The organism is Gemmatimonadota bacterium (assembly GCA_026387915.1).
In the GTDB taxonomy this organism is placed as follows: domain Bacteria; phylum Gemmatimonadota; class Gemmatimonadetes; order Gemmatimonadales; family Gemmatimonadaceae; genus Fen-1231.
In genome coordinates this window covers 252,980-270,409 of record JAPLKS010000005.1, presented here as the reverse complement: position 1 = coordinate 270,409, position 17,430 = coordinate 252,980, and the positions used below count along the sequence as shown (strand labels likewise).

General features: G+C 64.5%; 16 protein-coding genes and 1 pseudogene. 6 read left to right on the top strand and 11 right to left on the bottom strand.

Annotated elements, in window-relative coordinates:
- The 8 genes and pseudogenes from NTZ43_02255 to NTZ43_02220 form a co-directional block, all read right to left on the bottom strand.
- Positions 1-828, bottom strand: an 828-nt coding sequence (locus tag NTZ43_02255; GenBank protein MCX5766033.1) for a peptide MFS transporter, incomplete at its 3' end; no start/stop codon positions are given.
- 96 nt (positions 829-924) lie between these two features.
- Positions 925-1,623, bottom strand: a pseudogene (locus tag NTZ43_02250) (ATP-binding cassette domain-containing protein).
- A 56-nt stretch (positions 1,624-1,679) separates the two neighbouring features.
- The gene (locus NTZ43_02245) at positions 1,680-2,480 is read right to left on the bottom strand and encodes an ABC transporter ATP-binding protein (protein ID MCX5766032.1); all 801 of its coding nucleotides are present in this window, start codon (positions 2,478-2,480) and stop codon (positions 1,680-1,682) included.
- A complete protein-coding gene (locus tag NTZ43_02240; protein MCX5766031.1) occupies positions 2,477-3,343 on the bottom strand; it encodes an ABC transporter permease in 867 nt (288 codons plus the stop codon). The genes NTZ43_02245 and NTZ43_02240 overlap by 4 nt, the downstream gene beginning before the upstream one ends.
- Positions 3,340-4,341, bottom strand: coding sequence for an ABC transporter permease (locus tag NTZ43_02235; protein ID MCX5766030.1), 1,002 nt, complete (start codon positions 4,339-4,341; stop codon positions 3,340-3,342). The genes NTZ43_02240 and NTZ43_02235 overlap by 4 nt, the downstream gene beginning before the upstream one ends.
- A 3-nt stretch (positions 4,342-4,344) precedes the next feature.
- Positions 4,345-6,015 carry a peptide ABC transporter substrate-binding protein gene (locus tag NTZ43_02230; protein MCX5766029.1) on the bottom strand — a complete coding sequence of 557 codons (1,671 nt, stop codon included), beginning with the start codon at positions 6,013-6,015 and terminating at the stop codon, positions 4,345-4,347.
- Positions 6,016-6,051: 36 nt separating this feature from the next.
- Positions 6,052-6,822 carry a hypothetical protein gene (locus NTZ43_02225; GenBank protein ID MCX5766028.1) on the bottom strand — a complete coding sequence of 257 codons (771 nt, stop codon included), beginning with the start codon at positions 6,820-6,822 and terminating at the stop codon, positions 6,052-6,054.
- Positions 6,819-7,001, bottom strand: coding sequence for a hypothetical protein (locus NTZ43_02220; protein MCX5766027.1), 183 nt, complete (start codon positions 6,999-7,001; stop codon positions 6,819-6,821). The genes NTZ43_02225 and NTZ43_02220 overlap by 4 nt, the downstream gene beginning before the upstream one ends.
- A 118-nt stretch (positions 7,002-7,119) precedes the next feature.
- On the opposite strand from NTZ43_02220, the gene gcvP reads away from it, so the two are divergent.
- Positions 7,120-9,966 (top strand): aminomethyl-transferring glycine dehydrogenase, encoded by a 2,847-nt coding sequence (gene gcvP, locus NTZ43_02215; protein MCX5766026.1) that lies wholly within the window; start codon positions 7,120-7,122, stop codon positions 9,964-9,966.
- Positions 9,967-10,114: 148 nt separating this feature from the next.
- Here the strand turns inward: gcvP and gcvH are convergent, their stop codons facing one another.
- Together gcvH and coaE are read right to left on the bottom strand one after the other, a co-directional pair.
- A complete protein-coding gene (gene gcvH / locus NTZ43_02210; protein ID MCX5766025.1) occupies positions 10,115-10,504 on the bottom strand; it encodes a glycine cleavage system protein GcvH in 390 nt (129 codons plus the stop codon).
- 89 nt (positions 10,505-10,593) lie between these two features.
- Entirely contained in the window at positions 10,594-11,202 is a 609-nt protein-coding gene (gene coaE / locus NTZ43_02205) for a dephospho-CoA kinase (GenBank protein ID MCX5766024.1), read from the bottom strand.
- Between the two features lie 72 nt (positions 11,203-11,274).
- Here coaE and NTZ43_02200 point away from each other — a divergent pair, with 72 nt between their 5' ends.
- Positions 11,275-11,919 (top strand): type II secretion system protein, encoded by a 645-nt coding sequence (locus NTZ43_02200; protein ID MCX5766023.1) that lies wholly within the window; start codon positions 11,275-11,277, stop codon positions 11,917-11,919.
- Between the two features lie 71 nt (positions 11,920-11,990).
- Here NTZ43_02200 and NTZ43_02195 read toward each other — a convergent pair whose 3' ends face one another.
- Complete coding sequence (locus tag NTZ43_02195; protein MCX5766022.1) at positions 11,991-12,761, bottom strand: helix-turn-helix domain-containing protein; 771 nt, start codon at positions 12,759-12,761, stop codon at positions 11,991-11,993.
- Between the two features lie 265 nt (positions 12,762-13,026).
- Between NTZ43_02195 and NTZ43_02190 the strand changes: the two genes are divergently transcribed.
- From NTZ43_02190 to NTZ43_02175, 4 genes are read left to right on the top strand one after another with little or no spacing between them, the layout of a single operon-like run.
- Positions 13,027-13,611, top strand: coding sequence for a prepilin-type N-terminal cleavage/methylation domain-containing protein (locus tag NTZ43_02190; protein MCX5766021.1), 585 nt, complete (start codon positions 13,027-13,029; stop codon positions 13,609-13,611).
- A complete protein-coding gene (locus NTZ43_02185) occupies positions 13,608-14,030 on the top strand; it encodes a prepilin-type N-terminal cleavage/methylation domain-containing protein (GenBank protein ID MCX5766020.1) in 423 nt (140 codons plus the stop codon). The genes NTZ43_02190 and NTZ43_02185 overlap by 4 nt, the downstream gene beginning before the upstream one ends.
- A gap of 28 nt (positions 14,031-14,058) precedes the next feature.
- On the top strand, positions 14,059-15,180 hold the full coding sequence (locus tag NTZ43_02180; protein MCX5766019.1) for a prepilin-type N-terminal cleavage/methylation domain-containing protein: 1,122 nt from the start codon (positions 14,059-14,061) through the stop codon (positions 15,178-15,180).
- Complete coding sequence (locus tag NTZ43_02175; protein MCX5766018.1) at positions 15,099-17,420, top strand: hypothetical protein; 2,322 nt, start codon at positions 15,099-15,101, stop codon at positions 17,418-17,420. Before NTZ43_02180 ends, NTZ43_02175 begins: the two co-directional genes overlap by 82 nt.
- Positions 17,421-17,430 lie beyond the last annotated feature (10 nt).

The window sequence follows — 17,430 nt, the reverse complement described above, 5'->3', positions numbered from 1 at the left end:
GCGCTCTTCGCCCTGAGAGCCGAGAATCGAGATGCCGAGTGCGGCGCCAATCACCGCGCCCATGGCGAGTCCGAGAATGCTCCCGCCGCCGCCGAACCAGCCGATGACCGCGCCGACGATCGCGCCGCCGATGCCGTGCATTGGATTGGTGGGCGCGAGTACTTCGCCTTTGTCGCCCTTGTGCTCCGTGCGGCCGGGCATGCCGATGCCGGGGAGATACTTCTCACGACCCCAGAGGTAGACAATCAACCCGAGCACCATGCCAACGCCAGCGGCGGCAAAGCCGTAGTGCCAGCCAAAGCGTGGGCTCTGCGCGAGTCCGCCGCAGACGATCGGCCCGAGGAAGGCGCCGAGGTTCACGCCCATGTAGTAGATGGTAAAGCCTGAGTCGCGGCGCGTGTCGCCGGGGCCGTAGATCTGTCCGACTTGCGTGGCCGCATTCGATTTGAAGAAGCCGGTGCCGATGATGATCAGCGTGAGGCCCGCGTAGAACGCGAACTCGCCGGGGAAGGCCAGTGTGAAATGCCCGATCGAAATAATGATGCCGCCCAGCACCAGCGAGCGTCGTGTGCCAATGAGGCGATCGGCGAGATAGCCGCCAATCAGTGGCGTGAGGAACACGAGCATCGTGTACGTCCCGTACAGATTGGCGGCCTTTTCGGCGGTCCAATGCTGCGAGTTGACGAGATACAGGACGAGGAGGGCGCGCATTCCGTAGTAGGAAAAGCGTTCCCACATCTCCGTGATGAAGAGAAGACCCAGCCCCTTGGGATGCCCGAGGAGCGAGCGGTCGGCGAAGACGTCGGCGTTTTGTGTGGGTGCGGTCACGATCGGTGTCGGAAAAGGTGGCAACGGCGTGTCACATAGGGTCGCCTGAAAGCACGCGAGGCGCCAGAGGTGCCGGTCCGCTCAGGCTGGGGCGAGAACGGGAACGGCGCTCAGTAAGGCGCGGGTGACCGGGTGCTTCGGGCTCGCGAAGAGGGCGTCTGTGGGCGCGAGTTCCACGATGCGGCCGAGTTGCATGACGGCCACGCGCGTAGCGAGATGGCGCACGACGGCGAGGTCGTGGGCAATGAACAGGTAGGTGAGGCCTCGCGTGCGTTGCAGTACCGAGAGGAGTTCCATCACGTGGGCACGCGCCAAGACATCCAGCGCGGAGACGGCTTCGTCGAGCACCAGGAACTCCGGTTCCAGCGCGAGGGCACGGGCAATCGCAATGCGTTGCCGCTGCCCACCGGAGAACTCGTGCGGGTATCGCGCGGCGCACGGAGCGTCGAGTCCGACTTCTTCGAGTAGTTGTGCGACGCGCGCATTGCGATCACGGCGTGTCGCGATGTGGTGGGCGTCCATCCCCTCACGCACGATGGCGCCGACGGTCATGCGTGGATCGAGCGACGCCTGAGGGTCCTGCAATACCACCTGCAGGCGTCGGCGCATCATCCGGAGTGGCTCGCGTGCGAGCGCGAGCAGGTCGGCGCCGTCGATGTGGATCGTGCCGGCCGATGGTTCGACCAACCGCAGCATCGCGCGGCCGAGCGAGGTCTTGCCGCTTCCCGATTCGCCGACGACAGCCAGCGTCTCGCCGCGGGCAATGTCGAGCGAGACGCCATCGACGGCGCGCACGCGGTGATGTGGCGTTGCGAATTCCACGACGAGATCGCGGACTTGAATGAAAGCCGTCATGGCGTAAACGCCAGTTGCCGCGCCGCGTGGAGCAACGCGACCGTGTGTGGATGCGACGGGGCGTGGAGGAGTTGTGCCATCGGCGCGTCTTCTACGATGCGCCCCTCGTGCATCACCAAGGCGCGCTGGCATTGTGCTGCCGCAACGCCGAAGTCGTGCGTCACGAAGAGCATCGCCATTGCGGTCTGCCGCTGCTGTTCAGCGAGCAGTGCGAGAATGGCGGCTTGCGTGGTGACGTCGAGCGCCGAGGTCGGTTCGTCGGCAATGAGCAGCGCGGGCTGAAGCAGCAGCGCCATGGCAATAAGGACGCGCTGCTGTTGACCGCCCGAAAGCTCGTGAGGAAAGGCCGCTGCTGTGCGCTCAAGGTCGGTGAGTCCCACGCGCGCGAGCATTTCGCGCGCGCGTGTTCGGGCCGATGCGTGCGATGCGTCGGTGTGGGTGACCGCCACCTCGGCGATTTGATCCACCACTCGCATCCGTGGATTGAGTGCGCTGCTCGGCTCTTGAAACACCATCGAAATGCGGCGCCCGAGCGACGCCGCGCGCTCGCGCGGCGAGGCCGCGAGCCAGTCGGCGCCTTCGAAGCGCACGCGGCTCTGAGGCGCAACGTGGGCATGTTGCGGCAAGAGCCCCATGATGGCGAGTGTAAGCGCCGACTTGCCGCTCCCCGACGCGCCGACGAGCGCGACGGTTTCACCGGCCGCAATCGTGAAGCTCACGTTATGCACTGCGACGTGGGAGTCATGTCCGCGTTGGAACGAGACGTGCAAGTCCTGCACTTCTAGGATTGGGGTCACTGGGCACGGCTCCGTCGCGGATCCACGGCGTCCTGTACTCGCTCGCCGAGGGTATTGGCCGCGAGCACTGTCACGAGCAGTGCGATCACCGGAAACACGACCAGCCACCAATGTGTGCCAGCCTGCTCGGTGCCTTCGAGAATGATGTTTCCCCAGCTGGCGTGCGGTGGATGTAGGCCGAGTCCGAGAAACGAAAGCGTCGCTTCGAGGGGAATGACCGACGCAAAGCCGAGTGTACCCGCCACGATCACCTGCGGCGTGACGGCGGGGAGCAGATGCAACGTGACGGTGCGCCACCACGGCGTGCCGAGGGCGCGCGCCGCGAGCATATAATCCTGATGCCGCAACTCGCGCACGTGCGTGCGAATCACGCGGCTCATGCCGGGCCACGAGGTCACGCCCAATAAAACGGCGACCATCGAAACCGTTGGGGTACCCGCGAGCCCGAGGACGAGCAAGAGCAACAGCACGCGCGGGATCGAGAGCAGCGCATCGGCGATGCGCATGAGCCACGTGTCGAGTGCGCCGCCTACAAACCCGGCCACGGCGCCCCACGCAGTGCCCACGATGACGGCAATCCCCGCGGCAAGTGCCGCGATGCCGAGCGACACGCGGCCGCCGTGCAACACACGACTGAGCACATCGCGGCCGAATTGATCGGTGCCAAACGGATGATGCCATGACGGCGCGAGGAATTGATCGCGCACAAAATCCGGCATGGCGTTGGGATCGAATGGCGAGATCCACGGCGCGCCAATAGTCGCCAAGGCAATGATCACGAGCGCGATGGCCGCCAGCAGCGTGACGGTGCCACCGAGGGCGTCGCGCACGCCGCGCGCGGCGATGCGTACCGGCGCGCTCACGCGTCCAACTCCAGTCGCGGATTGAGGGTGTGCGCGAGCACGTCGGTCACCGCTGCGCCAACCGCCACCAGCGCGCCCGCCAGCACCACGCCGCCTACGATCAACGGATAGTCACGACCGAGTGCGGCGTCGAACATCAAACGCCCCATGCCGGGCCAGTCAAAGAATTGCTCAATGACGATTGCACCACCGAACAGTGCGGGGAGCATCAGGCCGGTGAGCGCGAGTACGGAGGCGAGTGCGTTGGGGAATGCGTGCCGCGCAATCACGGGCCACTCCATCAGCCCCTTGGCGCGCGCGGTGCGAATAAAATCTTGCTCCAGCACCGCGAGCATCGCGGCGCGATGATAGCGCGAGACGGCGGCCGCAACGGTCGTGGCGATGACCAGGGCCGGCAACGCGAGATGTGTCAGCACATCACCCACGCGGCCCGCGGCGCCGAGCAAGTTGTGTGCGCGTTGATCGATGAGTCCCGACGCCGGCAACCAATGCAGATGACGCGCTACGAGCGCGATGGCTCCGATGGCAATCAAAAACTCGGGCACCGACACGACGGCAAGTGCGAGCGCTCCAGACAATCGTTCTCCAACCGTGCCGCGTCGCGCGGCCTGCCAAGTGCCGAGCGCTACACCACTCACGAGTCCCAGCGTGAGGCCGGTGCCCATCAAGAGCACTGTGTTGGGGAGTGCTTGGCGTAATACGTCGGCCACGGGGCGGGCGTGTCGAATGGACCAGCCAAAATCGCCGCGGAGATAGCCGCTCGCGAGATGCCAGAGTTGGCTTGGGAGCGGCTGGTCGAGGCCGAACAACGCGCGCTGCTGTGCGCGCCACGCATCGGTGATTCCTGGGTCGCCGAGCGAGAGACTAAACGGATCGCCTGGCGCAAAGTGTACGAGCAAAAACGCGACGACGGCCACCGTGCCCGTGACGGCCACGGCCTGCAGCGCTCGGTGGAGCGCGAAGCGTCGCACGCCCTGAGCGCGCAGAAAGATCGCCAAGCGTTACGGCGCCTTGGTGGCGGCCGTCGCTCGCGCCTTGGCCGCCGCACGCAAATGCCACGCGGGCACGCTGGTCCACCAGGCATCGGCGCGCATCGGGCCCGTGACGAGATTGGCGCTCGCCACCAGCAGATTCGGCGCTTCGTACAGCCACACGGCTGGCGCGTCGGCGATGATGGTCTCATAGGCCGCACGATAGTGCGCTTTAGCGGAGACCATGCTGGTCGCGGTAATCGCGGAGTCGACGGACGCGGTGAAGCGCGGATTGCTGTATCGCCCCGCGTTGTTGAACGATCCCGAGCGCGGTGCGCCCGTCCACGTTTGCGCGATTCCCGTCGGGCTCGGCGTCACGCCCCATCCTCCGATGAGCGCATCGAACTGATGGCTCCCCATTTGCGCCTGAAAGGCGCCGGGCTCCACCGATTGCACGTCTACCTTGGCGCCCACGCGACGGAGCTGTTCCTGAATGAGCACCGCATAACTGCCGCGCGACTTGCTCACCGACGGCACGAGGAGCGCAAAGGACAATGTGTGCGACCCTCGGTGTCGAACACTGTCAGCGCCGAGAGTCCAACCGAGCGAGTCGAGCGTGCGCGCGGCAGCAGCGACGTCAAAGGGGATGCGTGTGACCGTGCTGTCGAAGCTCCACTGCGCGCGGGACACCGGCGCAATGGCCGCAACGCCGACGGCACCGAAGACGTTCTGCGCCATCGCACGTCGATCGAGCGCCATGGCCAGTGCGCGGCGCGTGGCGCGGTCGCCCAAGACCGGATGGGGCCGGCCACTCGCGCCGTCCATGAGATTGAACTGCAGAAAGTTGTAGCTGAACGACGGTTGCTCAATGAGCCGCAGGTCGGGATGCGTGGCGAGCGCCGCGACTTCCTGCGGGGGAAAGTTGTCGTAAAAATCGACGTCGCCACCGTACACTTTGGCGAGCGCGGTGGTCACCTGATTCACGACCGTGAACACGAGGTGGTCGAGTGCGGGGCGGCCGCGGTAGTAGCGGTCGTTGGCCACGAGGTCGAGCTGACCAGTCGCGGACGACGTGAACACGAACGGACCGCTTCCCACCGGCGCGCGCGCGGCGGCGGATGCGCCGAGCGAGTCGCGCGGAATTTTTCCGAGTGTGTGCTGTGGGAGCGGCACAAGCGATGCGATGACGGTATAAAACTGTTCGGCGCTGCGATGAGAATACCAAACGACCGCCGTGAGCGAGTCGCGTACCGTAACCGAGTCGAGCGCGTTGCGCAGATCGCCGCGGCGCGGGCTACCCACGAGCGAGTCAGCATACACACTGAACGCAAAGGCCACGTCGGCGGCGCGCACGGGAGTGCCGTCGTGCCAGAGCGCCCGCGTGTCGAGCTCGAAGGCGATGGAGAGCGAATCTTTCGCCCAGCTCCAGCGACGTGCGAGGCGCGGCTCAAAGCCCGCATCGCCAACGGTGTTCAGCCCAGCGCCCATCGTGGCGAGGCCATCGAAGAGCAGTTCAGATGCCGCGCGCTGCGGCGTGGTTTGATAGAAGGGCGGCAGGAGGCGATCGGGCTCTGACGCGCTTCCAATGACCACCGTTCCACCCGCCGGCGATTGGTCCCGCGCGCACGCGGCAACGGAGGCGGCGACGGCGCCCGAGCAGAGGAGCGCGAACAACGCGAACGGCTTCGACACGCGACTCATCAGGCTCTCGGCGGGGGAAAAGCCAACATTATAGGACTACCGTCGCCACGTCCACTCCGGCGACGCAAAACGGTCGCGATGCGTAGCGACGGCCAAGTCGAGGTCGTGCGGATCAAGGGGGTCGATCGCGCCACATCGAGCGCGGGCAGCGTGCAACAGTGCGTCACGCACCTCGGCGTACGACGGCGTGCGACCCATCGCGCCCGTGAGCGTCGCGGCGGGCGCGGAGCCGGTCATTGGCGCGTCGGCGAGTTCGGCAATGCGCGGTTGGTCGTCGGCGAGCAGAATGGAGCCATGCTGGAGGAGTGCGCCGCGCTCGCGCACCTGTGCACTCCCGACGAGTTTGCGATCCCCAACCACCAGTTCACCGGCGGAGGGCTCGGCAAAACACGTCGCGTCACCGGGGCGGAGCGGCGCACCCCCCGGCGCGACCGTGGCCACGACGCCGAGCAGGCGCAGGGCGTCGAGGAGCAGCGCGTTGATGGCGGCGTACGTGGTTGAGAGCGGCGCGTCGTCGTCAGTGGGGGCGGTCACGCTGTATGTGACCTCGTGGTCGTGGAGTAACACCCGTCCGCCAGTGGCGCGGCGCACCGCGCCAACGCCGCGCGCGGCGAGGGTGGCTTCCGAGAAACGCCCCCGTACCGTCTCGTGCCGACCAAACGACAGGGTCGGCTCGGACCAGGCGTACACGCGGAGCACCGCTTCGTCGTGCGCCCGCGCCCGGTCCATAAGTGCGGCGTCGACGGCCATTTGGGTCACGCCGTCCGCCGCACCGGAGTCGAGCCACCGCCACCGACGGGAGGTCACCGCGTAATGGCGAAGTAGAGGACGTAGAGCCACGAGCAGAACCCGTGGAAAATCGCCCAGAGTATGGAGTGGTGGAGACTCCAGGAAATCGCAATCGCCAGCGCGCTGCCGAAGCTGATACCGGCGCGCGTGGCCTCTGCCCGTGCGGACATAATGGTTACCCCGTTTGAGTATGCCATGGCCAAGAATCTACCCTGCGTCCCACACGAGAGGTGCGGTCGCTAAGTTTCACTACGTTCCACCCCCTGTCCCCGAGACCTTCGGCGGCGCCCTTGGGGCGCTCTAGGAGCCATGCACGTGACCGCTCATCCGCAGCCCGATACCTTCGTCTCGCGCCACATCGGCCCGTCCGACGCCGATGTCACCGCGATGCTCAAGACACTCGGCTACGCATCCCTCGACGCTCTCATCGCCGCCACAGTGCCGGCGAACATCCGGTTCAACCGTGCGCTGGCCTTGCCCGCGCCAATGTCCGAAGAAGACGCGCTGGCCGATTTCCGCGCGATGATCGAGCCCAATGAGGTGTGGCGCTCGTTTATTGGGCAGGGCTACTACGGCACGCACGTGCCGGCTGTCATTCAGCGTAATATTCTCGAGAATCCCGGCTGGTACACCGCGTACACGCCCTATCAGGCGGAGATTGCACAGGGTCGGCTCGAAGCGTTGCTGAACTTTCAGACGACGGTCATCGATCTCACCGGATTGCCCCTGTCGAGCGCGTCACTGCTCGATGAAGGCACCGCCGCCGCCGAAGCCATGCAGATGCTGCACGGCGCCAAGAGTGGTCGCAACGTGTTCCTCGTGGCCGATGACTGCCATCCGCAGACCATCGATGTGGTCAAGGCGCGTGGCGCCGCTCGCGGCATCACGGTCAAGGTTGAATCGGCAGCCGCGTTTACGCTCGACGACTCGGTCTGCGGCGTGCTCATTCAGTATCCGAACACTTTCGGCGCCGTCACGGACTACCGCGCGCTGTGCGAGCAGGTGCACGCCGCCGGTGCGCTGGTGGTGGCCGCAACGGATCTGCTGGCGCTGACGGTGCTCACCCCGCCGGGCGAATGGGGCGCGGATGTGGCGATCGGCAATGCCCAGCGCTTTGGCGTGCCCTTTGGCTTTGGCGGTCCGCACGCCGCATTCCTCACGACCAAAGACGACCTCAAGCGCTTGATGCCGGGGCGTATCATCGGCGTTTCGCGTGATGGCAATGGCCAGCCGGCTATGCGCATGGCGCTTGGCACTCGCGAACAGCACATCCGCCGTGAAAAAGCCACGAGCAACATCTGCACGGCGCAAGTACTCCTCGCGGTGATGAGCGGTATGTACGCCGTGTGGCATGGCCCCGATGGGTTGCGTCGCATTGCGCGTCGCGTGCATCATCGCGCCGAGTCGCTGGCCGCTGGCCTGCGCGCGCTCGGCCACACGGTGAAGCATGAGTTGTTCTTCGACACCATCCAGGTGGCCCTCGGCAACGGCACGACGCTCGCCAAGCTGCAGGCCGCTGCCGAGGCGCATCGCCTCAATCTGCGCTACTTCGCCGACGGCACGGTGGGTGTCTCGATGGGTGAGACCACGTCGGTGGCCGATCTCAACGATTTGCTCGCCGTGTTCGGTGGCAAAGCCGCGGCGCCAGCGGATGTGGATGCACGCTTTGACGAACGCTTTGCGCGCACGAGCGACTTCCTCACGCACGCGGTGTTTCATCGCAATCATTCGGAAACGGATTTCCAGCGCTACGTGCGGAGCCTCGAAGCCAAGGACCTGTCGCTCGTCCATTCGATGATCGCGCTGGGGTCATGCACCATGAAGCTCAACGCGGCCGCCGAAATGTTGCCGGTGACGTGGGAGAAGATTGGCGGCATTCATCCGTTCGCACCTGCCTCGCAGGCCAAGGGCTACCACGCGCTGTTCGCGCGCTTGGAGCACGCGCTCGCCGAGATCACCGGATTCCACGCGGTGTCGCTGCAGCCAAATGCCGGCTCACAGGGTGAGTACGCCGGGTTGCTCGTGATTCGGCAGTACCATCTCTCGCGTGGCGAGGGGCATCGCACGATCTGCTTGATTCCGCAGTCGGCGCACGGCACGAACCCAGCGAGTGCGGTGATGGCGGGCATGCAGGTGGTGGTCGTGAAGACCGATCCGAACGGCAACATTGATGTGGCCGACCTCAAGGCCAAGGCCGAACAGCATTCGGCGAATTTGGCGGCGCTGATGGTGACGTACCCATCGACGCACGGTGTGTTCGAGGAAGCGATCACCGAGATATGCAAGACGGTGCACCAGCACGGCGGTCAGGTGTATCTCGACGGCGCCAACATGAACGCGATGGTCGGTCTCTGCCGCCCCGGCGACATCGGCGGTGACGTGTGCCACCTGAACCTGCACAAAACCTTCTGCATTCCGCATGGCGGCGGCGGCCCCGGTGTGGGGCCGATTGGCGTGGCGAAGCATCTCGCGCCATTCCTCCCAGGGCACTCAGTCGTCACGACGGGCGGCGCACAGGCGATTGGTGCCGTGTCGTCCGCGCCGTGGGGCAGCGCGAGCATTCTCCCCATCTCGATGATGTACATCATGATGATGGGCGGCGAGGGACTCACGCTGGCGACGAAGATCGCGATTCTCAATGCGAACTACGTGGCCAAGCGACTCGAGCCCTACTATCCCGTGCTGTATAAGGGCGCCAACGGCACGATCGCGCATGAGTGCATTGTGGATCCGCGCTCGCTCAAGGCGGCCAGCGGCATCGATGAGCAGGACATTGCCAAGCGCCTGATGGACTACGGCTTCCACGCGCCCACGGTCTCGTTCCCGGTGGCGGGCACGCTGATGATCGAGCCGACGGAGAGTGAATCGAAGCCCGAACTCGACCGCTTTGTTGAGGCGCTGATCGCCATTCGCGAGGAGATTCGCGACGTGGAGAGTGGGGTGCTGCCCAAGGACGACAACATGCTCGTGCACGCGCCGCACACGATGGCGCACTGCTTGGGCGACGTATGGACGCACGCCTACGGCCGCGAGCGCGCGGCATTCCCGCTGCCGTGGGTGCGCGCGCGGAAGTTCTGGCCGGCGGTGGGGCGCGTGGACAACGCGTTTGGAGATCGGAACCTGGTGTGTGCGTGCCCGCCGATTGAGGAATACGCGAGCTAACGGCCACGACAACGGCGAGTAGACGGTTTACCGTTTTCCGTTTTCCGTGCACAGCGAACAAAAGAGGGCCGGCGTCGCATTGCGATGCCGGCCCTCTGTTGTAACGCGAAACCGCTAACGGAAAACCGTCTACGGTTGTGGTCGTTCGCTACTTCCCGCCGAGCAGCTTCTCGTACGCCGCTGCGTCCAGCAGCGCCGCAACGTCGGCCGCCGAGACGCGCAGCTTGATCATCCAGCCGTCCCCGTAAGGGTCGGAGTTGACCAGCGCGGGCTCGGCTTCGAGACGCGGGTTCACTTCCACCACTTCGCCGGCGAGGGGTGAGAACAACTCGCTGACGGCCTTGACGGCCTCAACGGTGCCGAAGGTGGCGTGCGCGTCAAACTTGGCGCCGGGCTTCGGGAGTTCGAGGTAGACGATATCGCCCAGCTCACCCTGAGCGTAGTCCGTGATGCCCACGGCGACGATGGTGGCGTCGGCGGTCGGCTTTACGTATTCGTGGTCGCTGGTGTAGCGGCAGTCGGCGGGTATGGAGGACATTGGCGTTCACGTCGGATGGCGGGCGGGGCCGTGCTGGTGCGAGCCACCAGCGTCCCCTCAGCGAAGTGTAGGCGCGGGCGGCAGGTTCTTCAAGGCGACTGTGACGCTTGCGCCAGTGTTTTCCACGCGGTGGCCACACGTTCGGCGAGCTGCTCCGGGGTGCCATCGTTTTCGATCACAACGTCGGCTCGGCTCCGCTTGAGTTCGGCGGGCATCTGCGCGGCGATCATCGCCATAGCGTCGGCGGGGTCGAGGCCGCGGTCGCGCACGAGGCGGTCGAGGCGCAGGTCGCGCGGTGCGTCTACCAGCAGGATGGTGTCGACCGTGTCGGTGAGCCCCGCCTCAAACAAGAGCGGCACATCGCAGACGGCCACCTTAACGCCCCGCGCCCGCAGCTCGGCGATCCGCTCGTCGCGCAGCCGCCCCACTTCGGGGTGCACGATGGCGTTGAGCGCCTCGAGCTCTGGGGGGTCGGAAAAAACGCGCTGGCGGAGGGTGGCACGGTCGAGGGTGCCATCGGGGGCGCAGATTGACGGGCCCCACCGATCGACAATCGCGCGAAGGGCGGGCGAGCCCGGTGCGACCGCCTCCCGCGCGAGGAGGTCGGCGTCGATGATCGGCACCCCAGACGCCGCGAGCAATGCGGCGACGGTGGACTTTCCGCTGGCGATATTTCCGGTCAAGCCGACAAGGTGCATCGAAACTGTTCAGCAGGAGGAAGCACGGGAGCACTTTCGAAGACGCGTGGACGTCGCCAGTATACGTTCGTGATGCGATTCCTCCAACAGTTTCCCGCCCTGCCGATGCGCCCTCGGATGCCAAACCGCCCCGGCTTCACGATGATCGAGATGGCGATTGTCGCCGGCGTGATCGCACTGCTGGCGGCCATCGCGTTGCCGAACATCAATTTTCGCGGCTTTGAGATGGACGCAAACACGCGAAACCTGCAGAATCAGATTCTGGCGTCGCAAACCATCTCGGTGCAGAACAACAAGTACGTGTTGCTGACGTTCGTGTATTGCAACAGCCAGTTCCGCATTGTCGTGGACAGCAACAAGAGCAAAGGCTTCGACACCAGAGAGAAGCGGTACTGGAAGACGTTGTCCGAAGGGGCGCAATTCGTGACTCCGCCGAGCACCATTGATGGCGACTCGCCCTATTACGTGACGGGGCCGGGAATCATCGGCTACAACAATGTGGCGGCCACGAATGGCAAGACCTGCAATAACTCACCGTCGGTGTGGCTCTACCCTACCGGATCGACGAGTGGCGACGTGGTGGTGTACCTCGGCCCCGCCTCAAAGAACCCGCGCAAGCAGGACTACCGCGCCATCCAGATGTACGGCGCAACCGGGAAGATTCACGTGTGGCGCATGCAAACCAACGGGGCGTGGAAACAGTCCGATATGCAGTGACGCCGTCACGCCCCCGCACCGTGTGGGCGTAACGGCGTGATGCTGGTGAGCGGCGTGCTGGACGCGTGCCCTCAGCCCGAGCGGCCGACCGCCTTCAGGAAGCAATCCACCACAAATCCGGCGCCGCCTTTGGCGCGAATTTCCTGCGGTGTGGCGCCGAGGTAACGCTGGCAGGTGTTGCGGAACGCACTGCCCGAGGGAAAGTCGAGCGCGCGCGCAATGCCGTCGGCGCTCCGGTTGCGATCCTCGAGCATCTGCGCCGCCACGATCAGGCGGCCCCAACTGATGAGCTTTTGCGGAGGGGGGAATCCGTCTTTGTCGAGTCGTGCGACGAGCGAGCGGCGCGAGGTCGCGAGAATATCCGCGAGTCGATGCGAGGTGATGCGCATATGGGCGCGCGTCACCGACACGAGCACGGCGTCGCGCGTGAGCGGATGCACGTCGCCAAGGCGATGACGGATGAGCCCAGCCACGCCGCGGGCTTCGGCTTGCTCAATGACTTGTCGCAGGCTGGCCGGGGTATCGTCCTGATCGACGATCAGCAGGCCGTCGAATCCGGCGCGCCCCGCGTCAAACAGGTCACGTGAGCGCCCCGGTGCGTAGGACACGTACGCCACGAGTGTGATGCGGGCAAAGCGCAGTTTGAGCTGGCGGACATGTTCGAAGTCGGCTTTACCGTCGGCAAAGAGATCGACGACGGCAAGGTGAACCGCCTCGTCTTCACTGGCCTCGAACACCTCGGTCCAGGTCTTGCACGGTATGACGGTATGCTGCCCATGCACCGCGTGCACGACGCGTTGCAGGCAGCGATCTTCAGGTAGCAGTGTGGCGACAATGCCCATCGGTGACCCTCCTACCGGACAAGTAGCGGTTGGGGTACGCAGTTTCTACGCGTCCGAATGGCAATCTACCGTGCGATCTGCGCACGCGCCATCACAAAGTGATAGTTTGTGTAACTGGCGTGACGGTCTGTAACTGGCGGGGGGCGCTCAGTCGTCTAGTGTATAGAGGGGGAGGCTTCGGGCGCACGTGTGCCGACGGTGCGTGAGTGTCCGAGGTCGCCCTGATGGCGTTCCACTATCGTATGCGCAAATCGCGAGGGTCGTGATGTCGACAGGGACGGGTCGCGGGACCAGACGGCGCAGCGGTTTCACCATCATCGAACTGTTGATGGTGGTGGCGGTCATTTCGATTGTCGCCGGCTGGGCGCTCCCCAAGTTCAGCATCGCGCGCTACCGCGCCGATGCGGCGGGACGCCTCGTGCGGCTGGTGCTGCAGACTGCCCAACGCAACGCCATCACGCGTCAATCGAACGTGATCATCAGTTTTGATATGACGTACAACCGGATGCGCGTGGTGCAGGACTACAACAACAACGACACGCTGAACACGACCGATCAGGTGATGTTCAAGCCGTTGGAAGAAGGGGCCAAGTACGTCACGCCGACGTGGGCCGGGGTGTCTGGGGCGGTGCCGACCGCCGCGGTTTCTGGGCCGGCGCTGCGGACGGTGTCGAGCATGACCAGCGTCATATTCCGTCGCGACGGGTCGGCGAGTAGTGACCTTGAGGTGTATGTCACGACGCGCGACGCCGTGCGGGTGGAGTACCGCGGGATTCAGCTGAGTTCGTCGACCGGGAAGGTGGATCTCTTCAAATGGAACGGCTCCACGTGGATCCGGATGAATCAATGACCCGTGTCCGCAGCGGTCGCGCGATGCGCTCCGTGCGTCGCGGCATGACGCTCATCGAGGTCATTCTCGCCATTGTCATCATGAGTGGCGCGATGCTTGGGTTGGCAAACTTCAGTCGCATCTTCCAGCACAACACGTCCACCAATATCGTGACGACGTTGGCCAGTGATTTGGCCACGCAGAAAATCGAGGAGATCAAAGGGTACCGCGTATATGCCACCTTGGTCTCGACGTACCATGCCACCTCCACCACCTACGCCACCGATCCCACCTACAAGGGATTTACGGTCACGGTGGCCGCGGTTCGCTGTTCGGGATGTCCGACCGCAACCAACGACTACGTCACGGTCACCGTGAGTGTGACGGGAAACGGCATGGCGTCCACGGTCAAGAAAACCACGGTCATCGCCGCATTTTAGATTGCTAACCCCTCTGCCCATGCGCTCAATGGCCCCCCGCCCGCGCGCCGGATTCACCCTCATCGAAATGATGATGGCGATTCTGCTGACGATGCTCGTCTTTGCCGTCACCATTCCGTTCTTCCGCATGCAGACGAATGCGGTGGATACGGGCGCCGGGCGTTTGGATGCCATGCAAAACGCGCGTTTTGCACAGAATGCCATTGACCGTGAGTTGCGTCTCGCCGGCGGCGTGACAGGGCAACCCGTCATCGTGCAGGCCGACAAGTTCGCCGTCACGTTTAACGTCGATCTCGTGTCGCGGGTGCTCAACGACCCGAACTCCACGTACTACGATCCGAGCGCCGACTCCCTGGCGACGGACAGCTGGGCGCCTGCGCGCAAGAAGGCGCTGCCGGTCGTTTCCAAACAGTACCCGATCCAGTACTACAACGACGGCAGCGGCGTGCAAAGTCCGGCCGAGACGATTTCGTATTTCGTTGGCGTCGATCCGACCGCGGGTCGCTCCGATCTGTTTATCCTCTACCGCCGCGTCAATGATCGCGACAGCACGGTGGTTGCGCGCAATATCTGGATCCCCACCGATACGAACTATTTCTTCCGCTACTATCGCACCGACACCGTGGGCGTGATCTCGATGATCGCGATGAATACGCTGCCGAAGTATTGGGACGACGCCACGCACATTCTTGACTCGGTACGCGTGGTGGAAATGCGCATCGCGGGGCTCTACCGCGACGTCAAGAAGGCCAAGGACGTGATCCGCACGGTCTATCACAAGACGCGACTGTACAACGCGGGCATGCTGCGCCTGTCAACCTGCGGTGCGGCGCCGCTCGGGCCGCAAGCCACGACCGCCGTGCGCGATACCAGCGTGACGGGCGTGACAACCGACATCCACGTCACGTTTACGAACTCGCTCGAGGAAACGGCCGGTGAGCTGGACGTCGCCACCTATCTGATTATGCGACGGCTCAGCTCCGGCACCGACTGGGAAGTGCTTGGTAATATGGTCGCCAACGGTAGCACGTCGTACACCTTCCTCGACACGAGCTTCAAGACCGGGTCATGGGTGTACGGCGTCGTGGCGCAGGACTGCTCACCGACGAACTCGACGGTCACGGCGGCTACCGCCGTGACTATTCCATAGAGGTGGTTGCCATGCGCGATTCAACTTCACGCCATTCCGAGGAATCGCGCGGTTCGCGCGTCGAGCGCGCTGAGCGCCTCGGGCGTCTGGAGCGCGTTGAACGCCGCGAGCGCCGCGGCTCGGCGCTCGTGCTTGTGCTGATCATGACGCTGTCGCTCGCCGGGCTGGCCATCTCGGCGATCTACCTGACCTCCAGCACCGGCCTCCTCACGCGCTATTACGACAAAGAGCGCGACTATCGGTACGCCGCCGAGGCGGCGCTCGCGCTCGGCAAGTCGCGCGTCAATAAGGACACGGCGCTGGGCCTCCCCGACGACACCGCCAAGACCATTCTCTCCGGTTCGTCGCTGACCGACGCGGCAGGCTCGACGATCTCGACGATCAAGGTGAATCTCTACGCGGCCTATACGGGCGATACCGTTGGGATCTACGGACAGTTCGTGACATTGCTGTCGCAGGCGTACGACACGGGCGGGACGCGCCACGTGCGCCGTCTCGATTTGACGGCTGAGAGTTTTTCGCGGTACGCGATGTTCGTGGACTCGTTTCCGTCTGGCGTGGCGTACGGCACCGGCGAGTTCATTCGCGGACGCGCGCACAGCAACACGCTCTGGGGCTCGTCGGGATCGCCGGGCCCGCACTATTACGACACGGTCTCCGCCGTGACGACCATCAGCACGTCGGGCACGTACGACCGCGGAAAGATCGCCGGTGCGGCGCGTGTGCCATATCCGACGGTCGCCAAGCTGGCGGCGCTGCCGGGGTACGCGACGACAGGCAATCTGAACTTCACGCCCGTCACGGGTAGCGCGGCCGTCGCGGTTAACGGCGCCAAGAATATGAGCGGCCGTCTCGACAGCTTGAGCGCGGTGCGCGGCACTCGCCTCAGCTTCAGGCCGGTGGACTGGACCAACCATGGCAAGCTGTCCGACAGTTCGTACTTCAACGAACAAGACGGCTTCATGATGCTGTTTGATCTGGCCTCGGGGATGGACACCGCCAGTCTGCGCGCCGAGTTGCCGCGTTCGGGCAGTACGCCGCTCACCAGCATCGTCATGCTGAACCAGTGCGGGCTGCTCGTGACCATCAGCAACCGCCGAGAGTTCTTTCCGGTTTCGCGCTTCCGAGAGCTGTGGGTGCGCGCCCGTGTGAAAGGCTCGACCTCGCCGGTGATCTCCGTCGCAGACACCTCGACGATGGGCACCGGAAATGCGGCGGCATACAACAAAATTCTGAGTTACGGCCCAGGATTCTCACGCTGTTTTCCGGCCGGCAGTCCGTATTTGATGCTCGCGGAGCGGATGACCAACAGTAGTTGTACGCTCGATTCCACGAATGTGGCCGCCACGACGTATTACGCGTGGGGTTCGGGGACGGGCGGTGGCGGGTGCGCCTCGGGCAAGCAGTACGGCGGCCAAGACAGCACGTTTACGCCGAACGTTTCGCGTTGCCTCATCTCACAGGCGGCGCCGGCTCCCGCAACAGCGGGCGGAAACTGTACTGGCTCGGTCCGGCTAGGCAACTGGCGCGCGTGGGGCGGCACCGCGGTCTCTGGCTCACCGACTTCCATTCAGACGTCGCAGAAGGCGTATATGTGGCCGCTGTACAAGCCGTACAACCTCGCGTCCAAGGGTGTCGTTCATGCGACGGCCGGGCCGCTCTTTATGAGCGATACACTGCGCGGCAATGTGACCGTGTACGTGCTCGGCCGCATCACGGTCATCGATGACCTCGTCTACGATCAGGTGCCGACGAACTTGAACTACGTGTGCCGCAACTTCCTTGGCATCATCGCGCGCGACGAAGTCATGCTGGCCGATGCGGCGATGAACCGACCACGCCCCGATGCCGGCGGCACGATGCGCTTTCTCGGGCCGAATATGAACTACGAGCTGCACGCCGTCACGATGAGCCTGACGAACGCCGTGGGCATTGAGAACTATCTGGGCAACACGCAGGCAGGCGCGACGTGCCAGGGCAACAACATGTCTGGCGGCTGCATCAACCAGATTGGCGGGGTCATTCACAAATGGGTGCCGGTCACATTCTCCGGCACGGCGGGTATGCGCGAAAACCGCTCGGTGGATCCGTGTCAGCTCACCAACCGAAAACCGCCGTTCTTCCCAATGACCGGCCGGTATGTCGACAACAAGTACTACGAAATCGATCCGGTCAACGTCGCGGCCTGGACGCAGGTAAAGAGTTACTACGCCAAGTTGCGCGGCCGGTCGGCGCCCTGAGGCGAGCGAT